The sequence below is a fragment of the Methylobacterium sp. 17Sr1-1 genome, assembly GCF_003173775.1.
Classification (GTDB): Bacteria; Pseudomonadota; Alphaproteobacteria; order Rhizobiales; family Beijerinckiaceae; genus Methylobacterium.
This window is the reverse complement of sequence record NZ_CP029552.1, coordinates 2973091-2992528: the sequence shown is the minus strand read 5'-3', so window position 1 is coordinate 2992528 and position 19438 is coordinate 2973091. Positions and strand designations below refer to the sequence as shown.

At 72.0% G+C, this 19438-nt stretch carries 20 protein-coding genes and 1 pseudogene; 7 read left to right on the top strand and 14 right to left on the bottom strand.

Features of this window, described 5'->3' with window-relative positions; all coding sequences use genetic code 11:
• Positions 1–198 precede the first annotated feature (198 nt).
• The 3 genes from DK412_RS13490 to DK412_RS13480 all read left to right on the top strand — a co-directional run bounded on the left by DK412_RS13490 (position 199) and on the right by DK412_RS13480 (position 2387).
• Positions 199–1122 carry a sulfite exporter TauE/SafE family protein gene (locus DK412_RS13490; RefSeq protein ID WP_109972361.1) on the top strand — a complete coding sequence of 308 codons (924 nt, stop codon included), beginning with the start codon at positions 199–201 and terminating at the stop codon, positions 1120–1122.
• A 65-nt stretch (positions 1123–1187) separates the two neighbouring features.
• Positions 1188–1949 (top strand): TIGR02186 family protein, encoded by a 762-nt coding sequence (locus tag DK412_RS13485; RefSeq protein ID WP_109972360.1) that lies wholly within the window; start codon positions 1188–1190, stop codon positions 1947–1949.
• Positions 1950–2387, top strand: a complete 438-nt coding sequence (locus DK412_RS13480) for a DUF3429 domain-containing protein (RefSeq protein ID WP_109972359.1) — start codon at positions 1950–1952, stop codon at positions 2385–2387. It begins immediately after the preceding gene.
• 112 nt (positions 2388–2499) lie between these two features.
• Here DK412_RS13480 and pdeM read toward each other — a convergent pair whose 3' ends face one another.
• Both pdeM and DK412_RS13470 read right to left on the bottom strand, forming a co-directional pair.
• Positions 2500–3213: a ligase-associated DNA damage response endonuclease PdeM gene (pdeM, locus tag DK412_RS13475; protein WP_109975255.1), complete on the bottom strand. Its 714-nt coding sequence runs from the start codon at positions 3211–3213 to the stop codon at positions 2500–2502.
• 41 nt (positions 3214–3254) lie between these two features.
• A complete protein-coding gene (locus DK412_RS13470) occupies positions 3255–5849 on the bottom strand; it encodes a ligase-associated DNA damage response DEXH box helicase (protein ID WP_109972358.1) in 2595 nt (864 codons plus the stop codon).
• Positions 5850–5920: 71 nt separating this feature from the next.
• Here DK412_RS13470 and arfB point away from each other — a divergent pair, with 71 nt between their 5' ends.
• A complete protein-coding gene (arfB, locus tag DK412_RS13465; RefSeq protein ID WP_048461935.1) occupies positions 5921–6346 on the top strand; it encodes an alternative ribosome rescue aminoacyl-tRNA hydrolase ArfB in 426 nt (141 codons plus the stop codon).
• Between the two features lie 39 nt (positions 6347–6385).
• Here arfB and DK412_RS13460 read toward each other — a convergent pair whose 3' ends face one another.
• Entirely contained in the window at positions 6386–7312 is a 927-nt protein-coding gene (locus DK412_RS13460) for a cyclase family protein (protein WP_109972357.1), read from the bottom strand.
• Between the two features lie 69 nt (positions 7313–7381).
• On the opposite strand from DK412_RS13460, the gene DK412_RS30945 reads away from it, so the two are divergent.
• Positions 7382–7678 (top strand): diguanylate cyclase, encoded by a 297-nt coding sequence (locus DK412_RS30945; protein ID WP_109972356.1) that lies wholly within the window; start codon positions 7382–7384, stop codon positions 7676–7678.
• Between the two features lie 9 nt (positions 7679–7687).
• On the opposite strand, the gene DK412_RS13450 is transcribed toward DK412_RS30945, so the two are convergent.
• The 9 genes and pseudogenes from DK412_RS13450 to DK412_RS13405 all read right to left on the bottom strand — a co-directional run bounded on the left by DK412_RS13450 (position 7688) and on the right by DK412_RS13405 (position 14966).
• On the bottom strand, positions 7688–8047 hold the full coding sequence (locus DK412_RS13450) for a hypothetical protein (RefSeq protein ID WP_204165606.1): 360 nt from the start codon (positions 8045–8047) through the stop codon (positions 7688–7690).
• Complete coding sequence (locus DK412_RS13445) at positions 8037–8738, bottom strand: hypothetical protein (RefSeq protein ID WP_109972354.1); 702 nt, start codon at positions 8736–8738, stop codon at positions 8037–8039. Before DK412_RS13445 ends, DK412_RS13450 begins: the two co-directional genes overlap by 11 nt.
• Positions 8735–9874 carry a pyrroloquinoline quinone biosynthesis protein PqqE gene (gene pqqE / locus DK412_RS13440; RefSeq protein WP_109972353.1) on the bottom strand — a complete coding sequence of 380 codons (1140 nt, stop codon included), beginning with the start codon at positions 9872–9874 and terminating at the stop codon, positions 8735–8737. Before pqqE ends, DK412_RS13445 begins: the two co-directional genes overlap by 4 nt.
• A gap of 19 nt (positions 9875–9893) precedes the next feature.
• Positions 9894–10975 (bottom strand): annotated as a pseudogene (gene pqqC, locus DK412_RS13430) (pyrroloquinoline-quinone synthase PqqC).
• Between the two features lie 185 nt (positions 10976–11160).
• A complete protein-coding gene (pqqB, locus tag DK412_RS13425) occupies positions 11161–12060 on the bottom strand; it encodes a pyrroloquinoline quinone biosynthesis protein PqqB (protein ID WP_109972350.1) in 900 nt (299 codons plus the stop codon).
• A 19-nt stretch (positions 12061–12079) separates the two neighbouring features.
• Positions 12080–12196, bottom strand: coding sequence for a pyrroloquinoline quinone precursor peptide PqqA (gene pqqA, locus DK412_RS13420; RefSeq protein WP_109972349.1), 117 nt, complete (start codon positions 12194–12196; stop codon positions 12080–12082).
• 116 nt (positions 12197–12312) lie between these two features.
• A complete protein-coding gene (gene pqqA, locus DK412_RS13415) occupies positions 12313–12402 on the bottom strand; it encodes a pyrroloquinoline quinone precursor peptide PqqA (RefSeq protein WP_048426854.1) in 90 nt (29 codons plus the stop codon).
• A gap of 220 nt (positions 12403–12622) precedes the next feature.
• On the bottom strand, positions 12623–13327 hold the full coding sequence (locus tag DK412_RS13410; protein ID WP_109975253.1) for a response regulator transcription factor: 705 nt from the start codon (positions 13325–13327) through the stop codon (positions 12623–12625).
• 22 nt (positions 13328–13349) lie between these two features.
• Positions 13350–14966 carry an ATP-binding protein gene (locus DK412_RS13405; protein WP_109972348.1) on the bottom strand — a complete coding sequence of 539 codons (1617 nt, stop codon included), beginning with the start codon at positions 14964–14966 and terminating at the stop codon, positions 13350–13352.
• A gap of 141 nt (positions 14967–15107) precedes the next feature.
• Between DK412_RS13405 and DK412_RS13400 the strand changes: the two genes are divergently transcribed.
• Positions 15108–15767 (top strand): glutathione S-transferase N-terminal domain-containing protein, encoded by a 660-nt coding sequence (locus DK412_RS13400; RefSeq protein WP_109972347.1) that lies wholly within the window; start codon positions 15108–15110, stop codon positions 15765–15767.
• 43 nt (positions 15768–15810) lie between these two features.
• Here the strand turns inward: DK412_RS13400 and DK412_RS13395 are convergent, their stop codons facing one another.
• Positions 15811–16755 (bottom strand): NAD(P)H-binding protein, encoded by a 945-nt coding sequence (locus DK412_RS13395; RefSeq protein ID WP_109972346.1) that lies wholly within the window; start codon positions 16753–16755, stop codon positions 15811–15813.
• Positions 16756–16846: 91 nt separating this feature from the next.
• On the opposite strand from DK412_RS13395, the gene DK412_RS13390 reads away from it, so the two are divergent.
• Positions 16847–17731: a LysR family transcriptional regulator gene (locus DK412_RS13390; RefSeq protein WP_109972345.1), complete on the top strand. Its 885-nt coding sequence runs from the start codon at positions 16847–16849 to the stop codon at positions 17729–17731.
• A gap of 256 nt (positions 17732–17987) precedes the next feature.
• Here DK412_RS13390 and ftsY read toward each other — a convergent pair whose 3' ends face one another.
• Positions 17988–19385, bottom strand: a complete 1398-nt coding sequence (gene ftsY, locus DK412_RS13385) for a signal recognition particle-docking protein FtsY (RefSeq protein ID WP_109972344.1) — start codon at positions 19383–19385, stop codon at positions 17988–17990.
• Positions 19386–19438 lie beyond the last annotated feature (53 nt).

Sequence of the window (19438 nt, the reverse complement as noted above, 5' to 3'; positions counted from 1 at the left end):
CGCGGACCGGCCGGTTCGCGCCCGACCGCGTCCGGTGCCGGCGGTTTCCCCCGCGGCGCGACATGGTCTCGATCGCGTTGCAATCGTGGAGCGCTCTAGATCTCTGATCTTGCCGCATTTTCGACGACGAACCGGGATCCACTCGGTCGGAAAATGCTCTAGAGCGGGGATCCCCGCCGCACCGGATCCGCCCCGTCGTTGCAGATCTACCTTCCGATCGCCGAGATGCCGGTCAGCGTCCTCGTCCTCCTCGGGCTCGGCGCGGCGGTCGGCTTCGTCTCGGGGCTGTTCGGCATCGGCGGCGGCTTCCTGATGACCCCGATCCTGATCGTGATGGGCATCCCGCCGGCCATCGCCGTCGCGACCCAGACCGCCCCGATCGTCGCCTCCTCGGCCACCAGCGTGCTGGCGGCGCTCCGGCGCAACGCCCTCGACCTGCGGCTCGGCCTCGTCCTGGTGCTGGGGGGCTTCGTCGGCACCAGCCTCGGCGTCTGGTTCTTCGCCGCCATGCGGCGGGCCGGCCAGCTCGACCTCGTCATCACGGTCGCCTACGTGACGCTGTTCACGGTGGTGGGCGGGCTGATGCTGGCGGAATCCATGCGCAGCGCCTGGGCCCGCCACCGCGGCCGGCCCCGCCCGGCGCGGCTCGGCGGCGACCACGCCGCCTACCTGGCCTGGCCGCTGCGGATCCGGTTTCCGCGCTCGCGCCTCTATGCCAGCGTGATCCCGATCCTCGGCCTCGCGCTGTTCGTGGGCTTTGCCGGCGCGGTGCTCGGCATCGGCGGCGGCTTCATCCTGGTCCCGGCGCTGCTCTACCTGATGCGGGTACCGACCGGCGTGGTGGTCGGCACCTCGCAATTCCAGATCGTCTGCACCAGCTTCGTCGCGCTGGTGCTGCACGCGGTGCAGAACCAGGCGGTCGACATCGTGCTGGCGGTGATCCTGATCGCCGGCGGGGTGTTCGGGGCGCAGTTCGGCGCGCGGGCCGGGCGCAACCTGCGCTCGGAGTATTTTCGGTTTCTCCTCGCCATCCTGGTCCTGGCGGTGGGCCTGCGCTTCGCGGTCGAGCTGGGCCTGCGGCCCGAGGAGCCGTTCTCGATCGTGGTCCAGGAGGCGCGCTGATGCGCGCCGTTTTCGCCCATGGAGGCGCGCTGATGCGCGCCGTTCCTGCGCGTGGAGGCGCGCTGATGCGCGCCGTTTTCGCCATCCTGGTGGCCCTGCTCGCCGCGGGCCCGGCCCGGGCGGAATCCCTCGTCGTCAGCCTGTCGTTCAACCGGCTCGCCGTCACCTCGACCTATGCGGGCACGTCGGTCGCGGTGTTCGGCGCCATCGAGCGCGACGGGCAGGCGGCGGCGCGCTCCGGCGGCTACGACGTGGTGGCGACGATCCGGGGTCCGCGCCAGGCCCTGACCGTGCGCGAGAAGGAGGCCCTCGGCCCGGTCTGGGTCAATCGCGGCCAGCAGAAATTCGCCGAGGTGCCGAGCTTCCTGGCGGTCTTGTCCTCCCGCCCCCTGGCCGAGATCGCCGACGAGCCGACCCGCCGGCGCCTGCGGCTCGGCCTCACGGCCATCGTGGCCGCTCCCGACCTGACCCTCGCGGCGCCGGCGCCGGACGACCCTTTTCGCCGGGCGCTGCTGCGTCTGCGTCGGCGCGAGCGCCTGTTCAACGAGAACGAGGCGGGGATGCGGTTCCTGTCGCCCACGGTCTTCCGCGCCACCGCGCCGTTGCCGGCGACCGCGCCGGTCGGTTCCTACGACGTCGAGGTGCTGCTGCTCGCCGGCGGCGTGCCGCTCGCGCGGCAGGAGGCGCGGTTCGACCTCGTCAAGTCCGGCCTCGAGCAGGGGATCGCGACGGTGGCCCGCGATTGGTCGCTGGCCTATGGACTTGCCGCCGGCGCCCTCGCGCTCATCTCCGGCTGGCTCGCCAGCGTGATCTTCCGGAGAGACTGAATGCACCGCGCCGCGTCCCCCGCCGCCCTGATCCTCGGTGGTGCGGGCCTGATACCGTTCCTGGGGCTCGCCGCCCTGGTGATCCTCGGCCAGTCGCCGTTCGGGCTGGCGCCGCGCCCGCTGCTCGCGGCCTACGGCGCCGTGATCGCCTCGTTCCTCGGCGGCCTGCGCTGGGGCGCCGCCGCCGCCTCGCCGGAGGGGAGGGGCGTCGACTACGCTGTGTCGGTGGTGCCCTCGCTCATCGCCTGGGCGGCCCTGTTCGCGCCGGCGCCCTGGGACCTGCGGGCGCTCGGCGCCCTGGTGCTCGCCTGGGGCCTCGTCGACCAGGACCTGCCGCGGCGCGGGCTGGTGCCGGTCTGGCTCGGGCGGTTGCGGCTGGTGCTGTCGGGGGTGGCCGGGCTGGCGCTGCTGGCGGCGGGGTTTCTAGGATCCTCGTAGTATTCGACGACAATCCAGCGATCAGAATAAATCGCGGGATCCCCTCTCCCACACAGGAGAGGGGGGACGCGCTCGACTTGAAGGCCGCGTAGGAATCGTAGGATGGCGCGGCTCACTCCCGCGTCAACATCGTCCGCGCAATCGCGAAAACCCGCCCGTCCCCGATCAGGTGCGCGGTGAACCCGCCGGGAAACAGCCCGTCGAACGTCTCGGAGCGCACGTTGAGCCCGCCGGTCAGCGATCCGAAGGCGGGCATCACGAGGCGCGTCGCGTCGAGGACGAAGCAGCGCCGGCGCACGGCGCGGCCGCGCATCGCGACCTTGCCGACCGGGTGGTAGTGGCCGGCGACCTCGCCGGTCTCAGGCGCCGCCGCCGGCTCGTGCCGGAGCGTCAGGCCGCCGATCGTCAGGAGGTCGGCGAAGCGGCCGCCGATGCCGTCCTGGATCGCCCGGTCGTGGTTGCCGGTGATCCAGACCCAGTCGCGGCCCTCCTGCAGGGCGGCGATGAGCGCGCGGTCCTCGACCGCGAGGCGGGCCGGCCCCTGCGCGTCGTGGAAGGAATCGCCCAAGGCCACGACGCAGGCCGGGTCGAGCCGCGCCACCGCCTCGTGCAGGCAGGCCAGCGTCTCGCGGGTGTCGTAGGGCGGCAGGAACTGGCCCGAGCGCGCCGCGAAGGCGGAGCCCTTCTCCAGGTGCAGGTCGGAGACCACGAGGGTGCGGTGCTCCGGCAGCCACAGCCCGCCGCTGAGGTCGAGGGCGAGGGTCTCGCCGGCGAGCGTCACGCCGGGGGTCTTGTGGGTCTTCTCGAGCTTCAGCGGCAGCGCCACGATGTCACAGTCCTTCAAGCGGAGCGGGGCGCCCTCCGGTGTCACGCCAGCGCCTCGTCGAGCAGAGCCGCCTCGGCCTCGGCCAGGATCTCGTCCGCGCCCTCGCCGTAGACCCGCTCGCGCCCGATCTCGAGCATCACGTTCACGGCGAGCGGCGACACCCGGTCGAGGGCCTTGTGGATGATTCGCCCCTGGATGCGCGCAAGCATCATACCGAGGCGGGCCACGTCGAGGAGTCCGGTTGCCGCATCCTGCCGCGCCGCCCGCAGCAGCAGGTGGCCGGGCTGGTGCTTGCGCAGCACGTCGTAGATCAGGTCGGTCGAGATCGTGACCTGTCGGCCCGTCTTGCGCAGGCCCGGATGCCGCCGCTCGATCAGCCCGGCGATCACCGCGCATTGGCGGAAGGTGCGCTTCATCATCGCCGATTCGTCGAGCCACTCCTCGAGGTCGTCGCCGAGCATGTCCTGCGCGAACAGCCCGTCGAGGAAGCCGGGCTCGCGACCGATGCGCTCCGACAGGTCGCGGGTCCCGAAGACCGCGAGGCCGTAATCGTTGGCGGCAAAGCCCAGCGGCCGCATCCCGGCCCGCTCCAGCCGCCGGGTCAGCAGCATGCCGAGCGTCTGGTGGGCGAGGCGCCCCTCGAAGGGGAAGCAGGCGAGATAGTAGCGGTTGGCGCGCGGAAACGTCTCGACCAGGAGGTCGCGCGGGCCCGGCAGCACCGAGCGCCGGCGCTGCTGCACCAGGTAATCGGCGACCTGCGCCGGCAGGCGGTCCCACTCGAAGGGATCGGCGATCAGCGCCCGCACCCGGGCGGCGAGGAAGGTCGAGAGCGGGAATTTCGATCCGGCGTAGCTCGGGATCGCCGGGTCGGTGCCCGGGGGCCCGCGGGTGACCAGCGCCTCGTCCTCGTGCAGGCCCTCGAAGCGCAGGATCTCGCCGGCGAACAGGAAGGTGTCGCCGACGGTCAGGGTCTCGGCGAAATCCTCCTCGATCTCGCCGAGCACCTTGCCCCCCGCCGGCAGCACGCTGCCGGGCTTGGTGCGGTTGCGCCGGGCGAGCCGCACCTTGACCTTGGTCGACTCGATGATCGTGCCGATATTCATCCGGTACTGCTGCGCGGTGCGGGCGTCGCGCACCCGCCACAGCCCGTCCGGCCCGCGCAGGATCTTGGCGAAGCGCTCGTAGGCCCGGAGCGCGTAGCCGCCGGTGGCGACGTAATCGAGCACGAGCCCGAAATCGTCACGGGTCAGGTCGGCGTAGGGGGAGGCGGCCCGCACCTCGTCGTAGAGGTCGTCCTCGGAGAACGGCCCGGCGCAGGCCATGCCGAGCACGTGCTGGGCCAGCACGTCGAGGGCGCCGAGGCGCGGATCCGGCGTGTCCTGCGCCGCCTCCTCGACGGCGTCGAGGGCGGCGCGGCATTCCAGCATCTCGAACCGGTTGGCCGGCACCAGATAGGCCTTGGACGGCTCGTCCATGCGGTGGTTGGCCCGGCCGATCCGCTGCATGATCCGGCTTGCCCCCTTCGGCGCCCCGATATTGATCACGAGGTCGACGTCGCCCCAGTCGATGCCGAGATCGAGGGTCGCGGTGCAGACCACGGCGCGAAGCACGCCCGCCGCCATCGCGGCCTCGACCTTCCGGCGCTGGGTGGCGTCGAGGGAGCCGTGATGGAGGGCGATCGGCAGCCCGTCGTCGTTGAGGTTCCAGAGTTCCTGGAAGGTGTATTCGGCCTGGAGCCGCGTGTTGACGAAGACCAGGACCAGCTTGTGCTGCCGGATCAGGTCGTAGACTGCCGGCATCGATTGCCACGCCGTGTGCCCGGCGAGCGGCAGGGTGCGGCCGGTCTCCAGCATGCGCAGGTCGGCGCGCGCCCCGCCCTCGACGGTGATGAGGTCGGCCATCGCCGGTTCGGGCGCTTCTCCGGTTCCTTGCCCGCTTCCTTGCGGCACCAGGTAGCGACGGAGCGCATCGGGCTCGCGCACCGTCGCCGACAGGCCGGTCATGGCGAGGCCGGGCGCCAGCCGGTGCAGGCGGGCGAGGCCGAGGCTCAGGAGGTCGCCGCGCTTCGAGGTGACGAGGGCGTGCAACTCGTCAAGGACCACGCGCCTGAGGCCCGAGAACAATTCGGCCGCCTCGCGGTGGGCGATCAGCAGCGCCAGCTGCTCGGGCGTGGTGAGCAGGATGTGGGGCGGGCGGGCGACCTGGCGGCTGCGCTTGTGCGACGGGGTGTCGCCGGTGCGGGTCTCGATCCGGATTCTCTGCTCCAGCCCGAGGCCGGCGACCGGCGCGTCGAGGTTGCGGGCGATGTCGACCGCGAGCGCCTTGAGCGGCGAGATGTAGAGGGTGTGCAGGCCCCCCTTGGGCGTCCCCTCCGCCAGCTCGACCAGGGTGGGGAGGAAGCCCGCCAGCGTCTTGCCGGCCCCGGTCGGCGCCACCAGCAGGGCCGAGCGCCCGGCTTGCGCCGCCGCCAGCAGGGCGAGCTGGTGCGGCCGCGGCGCCCAGCCTCGCGCCGCGAACCAGCCCGCGAAGGCGGTGGGGAGGGCGGAGACTGGCGGCGAAACGGATCGCCCGGGAGCGGAGACCGTGCGGGCCGCCGTCTTGGGGGAGGATGTTTTGGGGGCGGATGTCTTGGGCACGCCCCCGATGTAGCGCGCGCAGCGGTTTCGTGGGATGGCGGCGGCCTCAATCGGTTCTCGGGAGCGCCGTCGTGGGTCTCGAATGCACGCCCTGGATCACCCTCGACGAGTCCGAGCTGGAGGAGAGCTTCGTGCGCGCCTCCGGTCCGGGCGGCCAGAACGTCAACAAGGTCTCGTCGGCGGTGCAACTGCGCTTCGACGTGCGGCGCTCGCCCTCGCTGCCGAACGCCGTGGCGATCCGCCTGATGAAGCTCGCCGGGCGGCGGCTCACCGCGGAGGGCGTGCTGGTCATCACCGCCCAGACCCACCGTACCCAGGAGCGCAACCGCGCCGAGGCGCGCGAGCGCCTGGCCGATCTCGTCCGCGAGGCCGCCGTACCCCCGACCCCGCGCCGCCCGACCCGCCCGACCCTTGCCTCGAAGAAGCGGAGGCTGGAGGAGAAGGGCCGGCGGGGGGACGTGAAGAAGCTGCGGGGCGGGAAGCCCGGGATGGATTAACCGGGTAGGTGGCAGCCCTGCATCGTCATCGGCTCCTCCTCACGGCCCCGTCGGCCGCATCACCCCGTCGGCGTCGCGCTTGAGCGGCGCGGGTTGCAGCGGCAGCGGCGCGCCCGGCACCGCGTCGACGCTGACGCCGTGCGGCCAGCCCGCCGGCGCGATGGCGACGTAGCGGGCATAGCCCCCGGTGCCGCCGAGCGGCTTGGCGAAGCCGATCGCCACCAGGGCGCCGGCCTCGGGCACGAGGTCGAGGTTGGTCACGCCCTCGGCTTGCGCGAAGTTGTTGTGCATCAGCCAGGCCTCGCCCTCGAGAGTCGGCGTCGTGTCGGTGTCGAGGGGCTCGTGGCCGTGGAACAGGATCTTGCGCTCGAGGTGCAGGAACTGCAGCGCCGCGAGGCTCACCCCCGGAAACGGCTTCTGCCGGAAGCGCTCGGCCTCGCCCCAGCGCTTCGACCAGTCGGAGCGCACCATCACGACGGCGCCGGCCGGGATGCGGCCGTGCCGCTCCTCCCAGGCCGTCACGTCGGCGACCTGAAGGTGATAGCCCTCGTCGCGGATGACCTTCTGCGAGATGTCGATCACCGCGAGCGGGCGCAGGGTGTAGGTCGCCGGCAGGTCGCTGATCGTCGCGCCGCGGGGATTCCAGTGCGCCGGCGGGTCGAGCTGGGTGCCGTACTGGTCGGTCGGCAGGTCGTAGGCGGTGGCGACGAAGCCGTGGGTCTCGTAGGTGAAGACGTCGCCTTCCTTGGCGAACCCCTCCAGCGTGCGCCCGGCCCGGGCCGGCTTGAACGTCGCGCCGGCAAAGCCCGGCCAGACCGGCTGCACCGGCGCGAAGGCGTGGGTGAGGTCGATGTACTTCGCCGACCGCAACGTCTTGTCGTAGACCGACCAGAGGGAGAGGTCGTCCGCGATGGCCGGGCGGGCGAGGAACCCCGCCGCCAGCACCATTCCGATCAGCCGCTTCATCGCGCATCCCCGCGGGTCGAGAGGCGCCCAGAGTGCCGGCCCGCGGGTGGAGCCGCAACCGTCGCGGCGATGCCGCGCTCTCGGCTTCCGGCGATCCGTCAACGTTACGGAACGCGGAACGCTCGTCCCTGCATCCGCCGGTCCGGATTCGCGGAGGCGCTGCGGATCGCCGTGGCGCGGATGCGGGTCGAGGTCGAGGGCGCGACCCTGTCGTTCACGGTCAGCGCCGGCCTCGCCGTCGCGGAAGCCGGCGACGAGGTCGATGCGCTGCTGCGCCGGGCCGACAATGCCCTGTACGAGGCCAAGCATGGCGGGCGCGACCGCGTCGTCGTGGCCGGCCAGACGGTGCCGGCGCGGGCGGCCTGACCGGCCCCGTCAGTTCGCGGTCTGCCGGTAGCAGCGGATCTCCGCCTCGGCCTGGGCCCGGCGCAGCTCCGCTACCTTGTCGTCGAACATCTTGGTCGAGCGGAACTCGTTGGCGCGCTGGCCGATGCCCTGGCGCATGCCGAGGATGGTCGAGGCCTGGACGTACTTGTCGTAGGGCAGGATCGCCGCGATGGCGTCGATCGAGCAGGCGCATTTCGTCAGCGCCTCGCGGGTCTGGCCGTTGGCCGCCATACAGCCGAACACGTAATCGGCCCGCGCCTCGGTCGGATAGTCGTTGTCGTCGGCGCGCGCGGGCCCGAACCCGGCCGCGACCAGCACGCCGCCGGCGATCAGCGCCTTAACCAGCATTCGGTTCATAGCTCAGCGTTTCCTGCAGCAGGATCCCGCCCTCCGGGCTCGTCGCCCGGGCGTCGATCGAGACGATCTGGCCGGGCACGGCGGCCGAGACCACGAAGGTGTAGGTCAGGCTGTCGAAGCCGCGCAGGCGGTCGCGCACCGGATCGTCGACGAGGGGCCGCGCCACCACGCGCCAGCCCGGCTTCTTCGCGCCGTCGACCTCGACCTCGGCCGGGGTCACGCTCGCGCTCTCGCGGAGCGCCCGCCGGATCGCGTTCTTGATGTAGCGCGGGTTGCCCTTGAGCACCCGGGCGAGATCGTCGAGGTGGTGCTCGAGGAAGCGCACCAGCACGGGGTTGCCCGGTACGTCCTCGTAGGTCGCGGTCGGCATCCGGCGCTCGCCGGAGAACATCTCGACCTTGAGGTTGCGGGTCTCAGGCGTCGCGCCCAGGCCCACCTCCTCGCGAATGCGGTCCTCGACCGGGGGGCCGAATGGCGCGCCGTCGATGCCGCTGAAACGGGTGTAGCGGTAGGTCAGGGGCCGGCCCGGCGGGGCATTGGCGAGCTGGTTGGTCTCGAACAGCAGCGCGGTGGCGTTCGGTGGCGATCCTTGCGGGGCCGCGTCTTGCTGTGACGGGTCTTGCGCGAGGGCCGGCCCGCCGAGGAGGGCGGAGAGGATGGCTGCCAGGACGAGGCGTCTCACACGGGCGCTCCCTCGGGGAGGGCGGCGCGGGGCGCGCCGCCGATGGTGCGGTACTGGTAGTCGGGCGCGGTCTCCAACGCCGATTCGGCGATGGCCAGGGCCTGCACCTTGCCGTGGAGGGGCGAGAGCGAGCAGGCCGGATCGGTGGCAGTGGCATCGCCGGCGAGCGCCAGGGCCTGGCAGCGGCAGCCGCCCCAATCCTTCTCGCGCCGGTCGCAGGAGCGGCAGGGCTCCTGCATCCACTCGGTGCCGCGATAGGCCCGGAACGCCGGTGAGTCGGACCAGATCTCAGCGAGCGAATGATCCTGGACGTGCCAGAACTCCAGGCCCGGGATCGTCTCGGCGGCGTGGCAGGGCAGCACCTTGCCGGTCGGCGTCACGTTCATCAGCCGCCGGCCCCAGCCGCCGGCGCAGGCCTTGGGGTACCTGGCGTAGTAATCCGGCACCACGAGGTCGATGACGAGCTGTCCCTTCAGGCGCTCGCGCGCCTCCTCGACGGTGCGGATCGAGCGGTCGACGTCGGCCTTGGCCGGCATCAGGGCGGCGCGGTTGACGTAGGCCCAGCCGTAATACTGGGTGTGGGCCACCTCCAGGCGCTTGGCGCCGAGGCGGACCGCCAGATCGATCAGCGCCGGCACCTCGGCGATGTTGCCGCGGTGGATTACGGCGTTCAGCGTCAGCGGCAGGCCGAGCGCCGTCACCCGCTCGGCGAAGGCGAATTTTTGCGGCTGCGCGTTCTTCAGGCCGCCGATGCGCTCGGCATTCCCCGCCTCGACCGCCTGCACCGAGAGCTGCACGTGGTCGAGCCCGGCCTCGGAGAGGGCGTCGAGCTTGTCGAGCGCGCCGGCCACGCCGGAGGTGATCAGGTTCGAGTAGAGGCCGAGCTCGGCGCAGGTCCGGGTGATTGCGACGATGTCCTGCCGCGCCGTCGGCTCGCCGCCCGAGAGGTGGACGTGGAGGACGCCGAGCGCCGCCGCTTGGCTGAGCACCCGCTGCCAGGTCGCCGTGTCGAGTTCGGCCGAGCGCCGGTCGAGATCGAGGGGGTTCGAGCAGTAGGGGCAGCGCAGCGGGCAGCGATGGGTCAGCTCGGCGAGGAGCCCGATCGGGGCCGGTAGGGTGGGCGTGACGGCGTTCATGACTGTCCCTCCGGGAGCCTCACGCCGCCGGCACGGTCTCGAGCACGCGCTTGAGCAGCAGGCCGTCCAGCATGGTGATGACGTCGGGCTCGATGACGCCGCGATCGGTCTCGTATTGCTGCGCCAGCGCCTCGGCGATGGCCCGGATGCTGCGCGTCCCGTCGACGAGGCCTAAGACCGCCACGGCGTTCTGGTCGAGGTCGAAGGTGCGCTCGGGCGCCAGCAGCACGTGGGCGTTGCGCACCGTGTCGTGGCGCAGCCGCACGCCCCGGGGCAGGCGCGGCACGCTGTCGGGGGTCAGGCTCATGCGCCTGCCCCCGTCCGCAGACCCTCGCCCGGGCGCCAGGCATCGGGCGGGATCATCCCCGGCGCTACGTAGGCGAAGTAGAGCGCGTCGAGCTGGGTCCACAGCACGTTGCACTTGAACCGCAGCGCGTCGAGGGCCTGGGCCTGCTGCTCCGGCGTCACGGCGTGGCGCTTGACGTAGTCGAGGGCGAAATCGGCGTCCCGCGGCGCCTGGGTCAGGCGCTTGTCGAAGTAGGACAGGGTCTCGCGGGTGATGAAGTCGTAGTTCTTCAGCATCCCGGACACCCGCTCCGAGATGATCGTCGGCGAGAACATCTCGGTGAGCGAGGAGGCGATGGCCTCCAGGAGCGAGCGTTCGCCGACGAAATGCACGTAGGCCTCGACCGAGAAGCGGGTGGCCGACAGGATCCCCCGGGTCGAGAGGACGTAGTCGCGGTCGAAGCCGACGCCCTCGGCGAGCTTCAGCCAGCGCTCGATGCCGCCGTCGCCCTCGTGGTCGCCGTCGTGGTCGACGATGCGCTGGCGCCAGATCCGGCGCAAGTTCGCGTCCGGCAGGCGGGCCAGCAGGGTGGCGTCCTTCACCGGGATCATCGCCTGGTAATAGTAGCGGTTGAGCGCCCAGGCCCGCACTTGATCCTTATCGAGCTTGCCGTCGTGCAGCAGGCGGTGGAACGGATGCAGGTTGTGATAGCGCCGCGCCCCGATGTCGCGGAGCGCCGCTTCGAGTTCGTCCGGGGAGAGCAGGCGGTCGGTGGGCTCGCTCGGGCTCACGGACAGGGCGAGGGAGGCGGTCATGGCGTCCTGGCGTTTCCGGTTTCTTCGGCGTTTCCGGTTTCTTCGGCGTTTCCGGTTTCTTCGGCGTTTCCGGTTTCTTCGTTGTCGGCGGTCCCATGGGGCGGGAGATTGATCCGCCGCGAGGAGGGGTCAAGGGGGACCAAAGTGATCGGGAGGCCGGAGACGGAGGATCGACCGGTCGCCGCTCACAGCCGCAAGGCCAGCCCGTCCTGCGCCACGACCCACCCCGCCGCCTCGACGCCGCGGCGCTCCTCGGAATCCTCGACCAGCACCGGATTGGTGTTGTTGATGTGGACGAACACCCTCCGCCCGATCGGCACCCCGGCCAGGGCCTCGACCGAGCCGCCCTCGCCGATCATCGGCACGTGGCCCATGCGCCAGCCGGTCTTGGTGCCGACGCCGGCGCGGATCATGTCGTCGTCGGCGAGCACCGTGCCGTCGAACAGGAGCGCGTCGACCCCGGAGATCCGCGCCTTCAGCCCGTCCGTGACGCGGGCGCAGCCCGGCACGTAGGCGAGGCGCTTAGTCCCGGCCTCGATCATCGCCCCGACCGTGCTCTCGGTCTCGGCGCCGATTTCCGGCGTGCCGTCCTCGAGCCAGAGCGGCACCTTGCCGGGGACGGGGAACAACGTGACGGTGAGGCCCGGCACCGGCGCGAACGGCTGGTTCAGCGCGATCTCGACGCGCTCGACCACACCGGACGCCATCACGTCGAAGACGCGATTCGCCCCGATCGAGTCGAGGATGCCGCGCGTGGCGTGGAGGCGGAAGGGCTGGCCCTCGCGCAGCGTGAGGAGGCCTGCGACGTGATCGACGTCGCCGTTGGTGAGCAGCACCGCCCGGATCGGCGAGTGCCGCAAGCCCTCGCGCGGATGCAGGGCCGGCGTGTCGAACAGCTGCTGGCGGATGTCCGGCGAGGCGTTCACCAGGAGCCAGTGATCACCGTCGGCGGAGACGGCGAGGCTCGACTGGGTGCGGGGCAGAACCCGGCGGTCGCCCGCCCGGGCCATGGCGCAGATCGGGCAGCGGCAGTTCCACTGCGGCACGCCCCCGCCCGCTCCGGATCCCAGAACGATGGCGTGCATGGTCGACCGTCGTTCCCGCTCAGTTGAAGGGATCGATCTCGGCGGACTCGTAAGAGGTGACCTCCATGCCGACGCAGATCTCGGCGACGACAGGCAACGACCAGGTCTTGGCGCAGGTCTTGTCGGTGGTCTTCATCGGCGTTCCTCCTGCGACTTCGGCGGACGGTCCGGCTTGTGGCGCCGGGCTTCTGAAAATGTCCGGGTCGAGCGCCGTCCGGCGGTGGCCGCCGGAGGCGCGAATCAGGCGAGCCCTTAGTTGAAGGGATCGATCTCGGCGGACTCGTACGAGGTGACTTCCATGCCGACACAGACCTCGGCGACGACGGGCATCGACCACTTCATGGCGTTTCTCCTGAGCGGCGGAACCCTCTAAGAGGTTCCTAAGACTTTGAGATGACAGTGTTTTCCGTCACCCCAGGATATATCGGCAATCGGCGCCCGGAGCGCAAGCGCTATTTTGCCGAATCCCCGGGACGGACGGGGCCCGTTCTTCTCAGACCGGTCTTATTGTGCATCACGGCCAGCGCTTTAGCCAGCATCGATTGCGCCCAAAATAATTTCGTCATTGACGGAATCCGGCCTCGTGCAGGTCGAGCATGAAGCCGCGGCCGCGCACGGTGACGAGGCTCGGGCCGCCGGCCCGGACGATGTCGGCGAGCTTGGTGCGCAGGTAGCCGACATAGACGTCGACCACGTTGAGCGAGAGGCCGCCCTGGCTCGCCCAGAGCCGGTCGAAGATGTCGCCCCGCGTCACCGGGCGGCTCGCCTGCTCCATCAGGATCGCCAGCAATTCGGCCTCGCGCTGGGTCAGGCGGGCGGTGACCTCGCCGAAGCGGACCTGCCGGGTTGCGAGGTCGAGGGAGAGGCGCCCGGCACTGACGAGGGTGCGCGATTCGCCGGTCACGCGCCGCCGCTGCAGGTGGGTGCGCAGGCGCGCGAGCAATTCGTCGAACACGAACGGCTTGACGATGTAGTCGTCGGCCCCGACCGCGAGGCCGTCGACTCGGTCGCCGACCTCGTCCTTGGCGCTCAGGAAGAGGATCGCCCCCGGATAGCCGCCCTCGCGGAGCGAGCGGCAGACGTCGTGGCCCGAGCCGTCCGGCAGCATGTTGTCGAGGAGCACCGCCTCGGGCACCCGCTCGCGGGCCGCCGCCAGCGCCTCGTCGACCCCGCCGGCGACGTCGACGGCGAAACCCTCGGCGGAGAGGCCCCGTGCCAACATGGCGCGGATGTCGCCGTCATCCTCGACGATGAGCACGCTCGTCATGCGCGCCGTTCCGGTCGCCCGGTCATGCCGCATCCTCCCTCGTGTCCTCGCCGGGCAGTTCCAGGGTGACCCTGGCGCCGAACCCCCGGCCAGCGGTCCGGCCTCTTGGATCCCCCGATTCCAGGCGGATCACCCCATCATGGCGCTCAACCACCCAGCGCGCCAGTGCGAGCCCGATGCCGAAGCCGGCCGAGCCCGAACCCGAACCCGAGCCGGGCCCGTCTCCGCGGCGGAAGCGCTCGAACAGGACGTCGGACTCGTCGGGGAAGCCCGCGCCGTCATCGGTCACCGTGATGGCGGCGCCGCTGCCGCTTGCGGTGAAGCCGACGCCCACCCGGGTCGCGCCGGCGGCGTGGCGGAGCGCGTTGTCGATCAGCCCCTCGACGATCTGGCGCAGCCACTCGGCATCGGCCAGGACCTCGACGTCGGCGGCGCTCGGCTCCAGGACGAGCGCGATGCGACGGCGCCCGGCCTCCGGCGCGCAGCTCTCCACCGCCTCGGCCAGGATGGCGGCGAGGCTCACCGGGCGGCGCTCCAGCGCGATCTGGCCGGATTCCGAGCGGGCGACCCGCAGCATGTCGCCGACCCGGCGGTGCAGCCGCAGGGCGCGCTTGCGGATGGTCGCGATCACCGGCCGGAGATGGTTGGGCGTGTCGGGGGAGCGGGCGGCGAGGTCGCACTCGCCGAGGATCACGGTGAGCGGCGTGCGCAGCTCGTGGCTGACATCGGCGAAGAAGCGCCGGCGCGAGCGGTCGATCTCCTCGAGCCGTGCATTGGCCCCGCGCAGGTCGGCGGTGGCGCGGGCGACGATCTCTTCCAAAGCCGCCCGGTCGGCGGCGACCCGGGTCTCGCGCCGCTTCAGTCGCGCCGCCATCCGGTTGAAGCTCGCGACGAGGAGGCCGAGCTCGTCGCGGCTCGCCACGGTCAGGCGGGTGTCGAGCTCGCCCCGGCCGATCGCCGCGGCGCCGGCCCGGATCGCCTCGATCCGGCGCAGGATCGGCCGCGTGAGGCTCTGGTGCAGCAGGACGAGGAGCAGCACGATCACCAGGGCCCCCGCCACCGCGGCGCCGCGCATCCGGGCCGCCAGCGTCCGGACCTCCGCCGCGGAGGCCTCGACCGCCCGGCGCTCGGCCTCGACCAGGAAGGTGAGGGGCTGGCCCGTCACCGCCCCGAAGGCGTTGAGCGCTCCCCGAATCGCGTCGGCGCGCCGGCCGGGCTCCGGCTCGCGCTGGATCTGCGCCACCTGCCGGTCGAGCATGGCGCGGGCGGCGCGCAGGCGGGCGAGCGGGCGGGCCCGGGCGGTGTACTGCGCCCGGTCGAGGACGCCCCCGGCCCCGGCCACCGCCCGGCTCAAGCCCTCGTCGACGGCGTTCAGCGCCCGGTCGACCTCGTTGCGGGCATTGGCCAGCCGCTCGGGCCGGCCCGGATTGTCGCTCACCGCCTCGACGGAGGCGAGGCCGAACTCGGTCAGGCGCCCGGACAATTCGGCGATCAGTTCCAGTCGCACCTGCGCGTCGAGCGTCGCGTCGAGGGTGCGCTCGGCGGCATGCATCGCCCCGTAGAGGCCGAGGGCCGCCAGCACCACGAGGGCGGCGGCGCTGCCGACGAGCAGCCCGAAGCGGAGTCTGAGCGATCCCATTCCCGGCTCTGTCCTCCCGTCGTTCCGGCCATCCTGGCACGGGATCGCGAGGGAGCGCGAGAGGGACACAAGGTGCCGTCTGGCGACCGGGGCAACGGCGTGTCACCCTGCCCGGCGACGCTGCGTCAGGAGACGACGACCATGCTGAGCATCTGGGGGCGACGAACGTCCTCGAACGTCCAGGCCCTGATGTGGTGCGTCGGCGAACTCGGGCTTCCTCACGAGCGGCACGATGCCGGACATCGCTATGGCGGGACCGACACGCCCGCCTTCCGCGCCATGAACCCGAACGGCACGATCCCTGTCCTGCGCGACGGGGACGGCGAGCCGCTGTGGGAGACCAGCGCGATCCTGCGCTATCTGGCCGGCCGTTACGGACCCGATGCGTTCTGGCCGGCGGAGAGTGCGGCGCGGGCGCGTGTCGACAAATGGGCTGAATGGGCCAAGCTGAACGTCGCCATGAACTTCACGGCGCCGATCTTCTGGCGGGTGGTGAGGACCGCCCCGGCCGATCAGGATCCGGTCGCGCTCTCCCGAGCCCTCGCCACCCTGGGCCGCTTCCTCGACATCGCCGAGGCACGCCTGTGCGGCTCGGCCTTCCTGGCGTCGGACGCGCTGACGCTGGCCGACATTCAGTTCGGACACGTCCTCTTCCGCTACTTCGACGTCGCGATTCCCCGGGAGGACCGACCGGCCCTACGCCGATACTATGACGGCCTCCTGGAGCGACCGGCCTTCCGTGAGCACATCGTCGTGTCGTACGAGGAACTGAGGCCGGACGGGCAGCAGGAGCGGCCGTGACGCCGGAGGCGGCGAGCCGCCGGCCCCGCGGGGATTCAGGTCGTCACGCGCAGCCCAGCCCCGCCAGCGTCTCGCGCACCGCCTCGTCCAGCGGCGTGTGGGGCTCGACCCCCAGAAATGCCACGAGCCCGGCATTGCCCATCCGCAACGGCTCCCGCCACAGGTAGCGCATCTCGCGGATCTCGCGCGCCAGCGGCCAGAAAGGCGCCGCCAGCGGCAGGAGACCCCAGGGGAAGCGCCGCACCCGCACCCGGCGGCCGACCGCGCGGGCGATGGCGGCGACCATCTGGCGGCCGTCCGGGTCCCAGTGGCCGTCCATGTTGAAGGCCGCGAAGCGGGGAAGCTCGGCCTCGCGGGCGGCCAGCCGCACCATGGTCTCGGCGACGTCGGGCAGGAAGGCCCATTGGTGGCCGATGCCGGGCGTACCGGGATCGAGCACCGCCCGCACCGGCCGGCCCGGCCGCACCAGGGCCGAGGAGAACCAGGAATTGGCGGTGGTGCGCGGCCCGAAGAAGTCGCCGGCCCGCACGACCAGGCTGCGCACGCCCGAATCGCGCAGGCGCTGCTCCATGGCGATGCGGATGCGGCCCTTGGGCGTACGGGGCGTCTGGGGGGCGTCGTCGCCCGGGTTCGGGCCGGCGTCGCGGCCGTAGACGTAGACGTTGCCGGGCAGGAGCAGGCGGGCGTCGGCCGCCCCGGCGGCCGCGATCGAGGCATCCAGCATCGGCAGGACCAGCCGGCCCCAGTCGCGGTAGCCGGGCGGGTTGACCGCGTGGACGATCAGCGACGCCCCCGCGGCCGCCGCGACCACGTCCGCGGGCACCATCGCGTCGCCCTGCCGCCACGCGAGCCCGTCCGCCTCCCGGCGCACCCGGGCGGGATCGCGGTGCAGCGCCCGCACCGTCCAGCCATCCGCCGCGAGGCGCCGCGCCACCGCGCCGCCCACCCCGCCCGTCGCACCCAGCACCAGGGCCGTTCTCGTCGTCATCGCACGCTCCTCGTTCGCCACGAGGGTGATGTGCCAGGGCGCCTGGAATACGAAAATTGCCGAATGCCGGCGATCGGCTATACGGTTTCGCATGACCGAGCCGAGTTGGGACCATTATCGCGCCGCGCTCGCCGTGCTGGAGGAAGGCTCGCTCTCCGGCGCGGCGCGGGCGCTCGGCCTGACCCAGCCGACCCTCGGCCGACAGATCGCGGCCCTGGAGCAGGCGCTCGGCGTCGCCCTGTTCACCCGCTCGCCCGCCGGCCTGACGCCGACCGGGGCGGCGCTGACTCTGGCGCCCTACGCCGCGTCCCTGAAGGCGACGGCGGACGCCTTGCGCCGGGCGGTGACGGCGGAAGCCGAGGGCCTGTCGGGCAGGGTGCGGATCACCGCCTCGGAGGTGGTCGGCGCCGAGGTGCTGCCGCCGATCCTCGCCGCCCTGCACGCGCGCCATCCCGGCCTCGCCCTCGACGTGGTGCTCTCAGACCGGATGCAGGACCTGTTGCGGCGCGACGCCGACATCGCGATCCGCATGGCGCCGCCGAGCCAAGCGGCGCTGGTGGCGCGCCGGGTCGGCACGGTGGAGTTGGGCCTCTACGGGCACCGCCGCTACCTCGACCGGCGCGGCGTGCCCGAGCATCCGGCGGAGCTCGCCCGCCACAGCGTGATCGGCTTCGACGCCGAGACGCCGTTCCTGCGGGCGATGATGCGGGCGGCGCCCGCCCTCGGCGAGACGCCCTTCGCCTGGCGCAGCGACAGCACGCTCGCGCAGCTCGCGGCGCTCCGGGCCGGCTTCGGCCTCGGCGCCTGCCACACGGCGCTCGCCGCCCGCGACCCGGACCTGGTCCGGGTGCTGCCGGAGCTGGTCTGGGCGCTGCCGACCTTCGTGGCGATACACGAGGACCTGCGTGCCTTGCGCCGCTGCCGGGTGGCCTTCGACGCGCTGGCGGAGGGAATGGCGGCCTATTGCGCAGAATAGTGCTGTGTCTGTCTTGCAGGTACCTGTTAGAAAAAAGCGCGGGATCCCCTCTCCCGTGTGGGAGAGGGGTAGGGGTGAGGGTGGAGACGGTTCAAACTAGAACTCGACTGTCGAGATGCCAGCACCACGCTCAGTGCATTAAACTGAAGCGCGCCACCCTCACCCCTAACCCCTCTCCCACACGGGAGAGGGGAACCGCGCTACACTGTCGAATATCGTAGCCGCACCAACCTGTAAGGGGCGAGACACCCGCTCATCACCCCTTCTCCAGCCCCGCGATCGCCCGGGCGAAGTCCCGCGCCGCGAAGGGCTCCAGGTCGTCGACCCCCTCGCCGACGCCGATATAGTGCACCGGCAGGCCGAACTTGGCGGCGAGCGCCACCAGGATGCCGCCCCGCGCCGTGCCGTCGAGCTTCGTCATGACGAGGCCGGTGACCCCCGCCATCTTCTGGAACGTCTCGACCTGGCTGAGCGCGTTCTGGCCCACCGTGGCGTCGAGGACGAGGAGCACGGCGTGGGGCGTCTCGGCGTCGAGCTTGCGGATCACCCGGATCACCTTCTCCAGCTCGGCCATCAGCCCGGCCTTGTTCTGGAGCCGGCCGGCGGTGTCGATCAGCAGGATGTCGGTGCCGGCGTCGCGGGCGGCCTGGAGCGCGTCGTAGGCGAGGCCGGCGGCGTCCGAGCCCTGCGGGCGGGCCACCACCGGCGCGCCGGTGCGCTCGCCCCAGACCCGCAGCTGCTCGATCGCCGCGGCCCGGAAGGTGTCGCCGGCAGCCAGCATCACGCTGTGCCCCTGCGCCCGGAATTTCTGGGTCAGCTTGCCGATCGTCGTGGTCTTGCCGGCGCCGTTGACGCCGATCATCAGGATCACGAACGGCTTCTTCGTCGTGTCGATGACGAGCGGCTGCGCCACCGGAGCGAGGGCGCGCTCGACCTCGGTGGCCAGGATCGCCCGCACCTCGTCGGGGGCGATGCCCTTCTCGTAGCGGCCCTTGCCGACCGCCTCGGCGATCCGGGTCGCGGTCTCGAGACCGAAATCGGCCTGGATCAGCGCGTCCTCCAGCTCCTCCAGGGTGTCGGCGTCGAGCTTGCGCTTGGTGAACAGCCCGGTCACCCGGTCGGACAGGGCCGAGGAGGTGCGCTTGAGACCCCCGGTCAGCCGGCCCCACCAGCTGCGCTTCTCCGCCGGCGCCTCGGTCTCCGCCGGGGGCTGGTAGATCACGAGCGCGGCAGGCTCGGAGTCGAGAGTCTCGGGCTCCTGGATCTCGCTCTCGTCGACCCCGAATTCCTCGACCGCGGATTCCTGCATCTCGGGCTCGGCGGCCGCCGGCACCTGGCCTTCCGGCTGCACGCCCTCCACCGGCTCCAGGTCGGCGCCGGCCAGCTCGTCGGGCAGGTCGTGCTCCGGCTCGGTGTCGGGCGAGGCTTCCGTCACGGTCGGCGGCGCCGGCAGCACCTCGTCGGCGCCGGTGGCGAAGTCGGGCACGCCCTCCGACAGGGTGCCGGTCGGCTCCGTCGGCATCGTCTCGGCGGGATCGGGCGCGGCACTGGTCTCGGGAGCCGCGGCGGGCGTCTCGGCGGGAGTCTCCGCCGGCGCCTCGGCCTTGCGGCCGAGCAGTCGGCCCAACCAGCCCGGCTTCTTGGTGTCACTCATCCGCACTTGCTCCCGACCCACCGGACGATCTAGGGCGGCCTGCCCCGGACTTC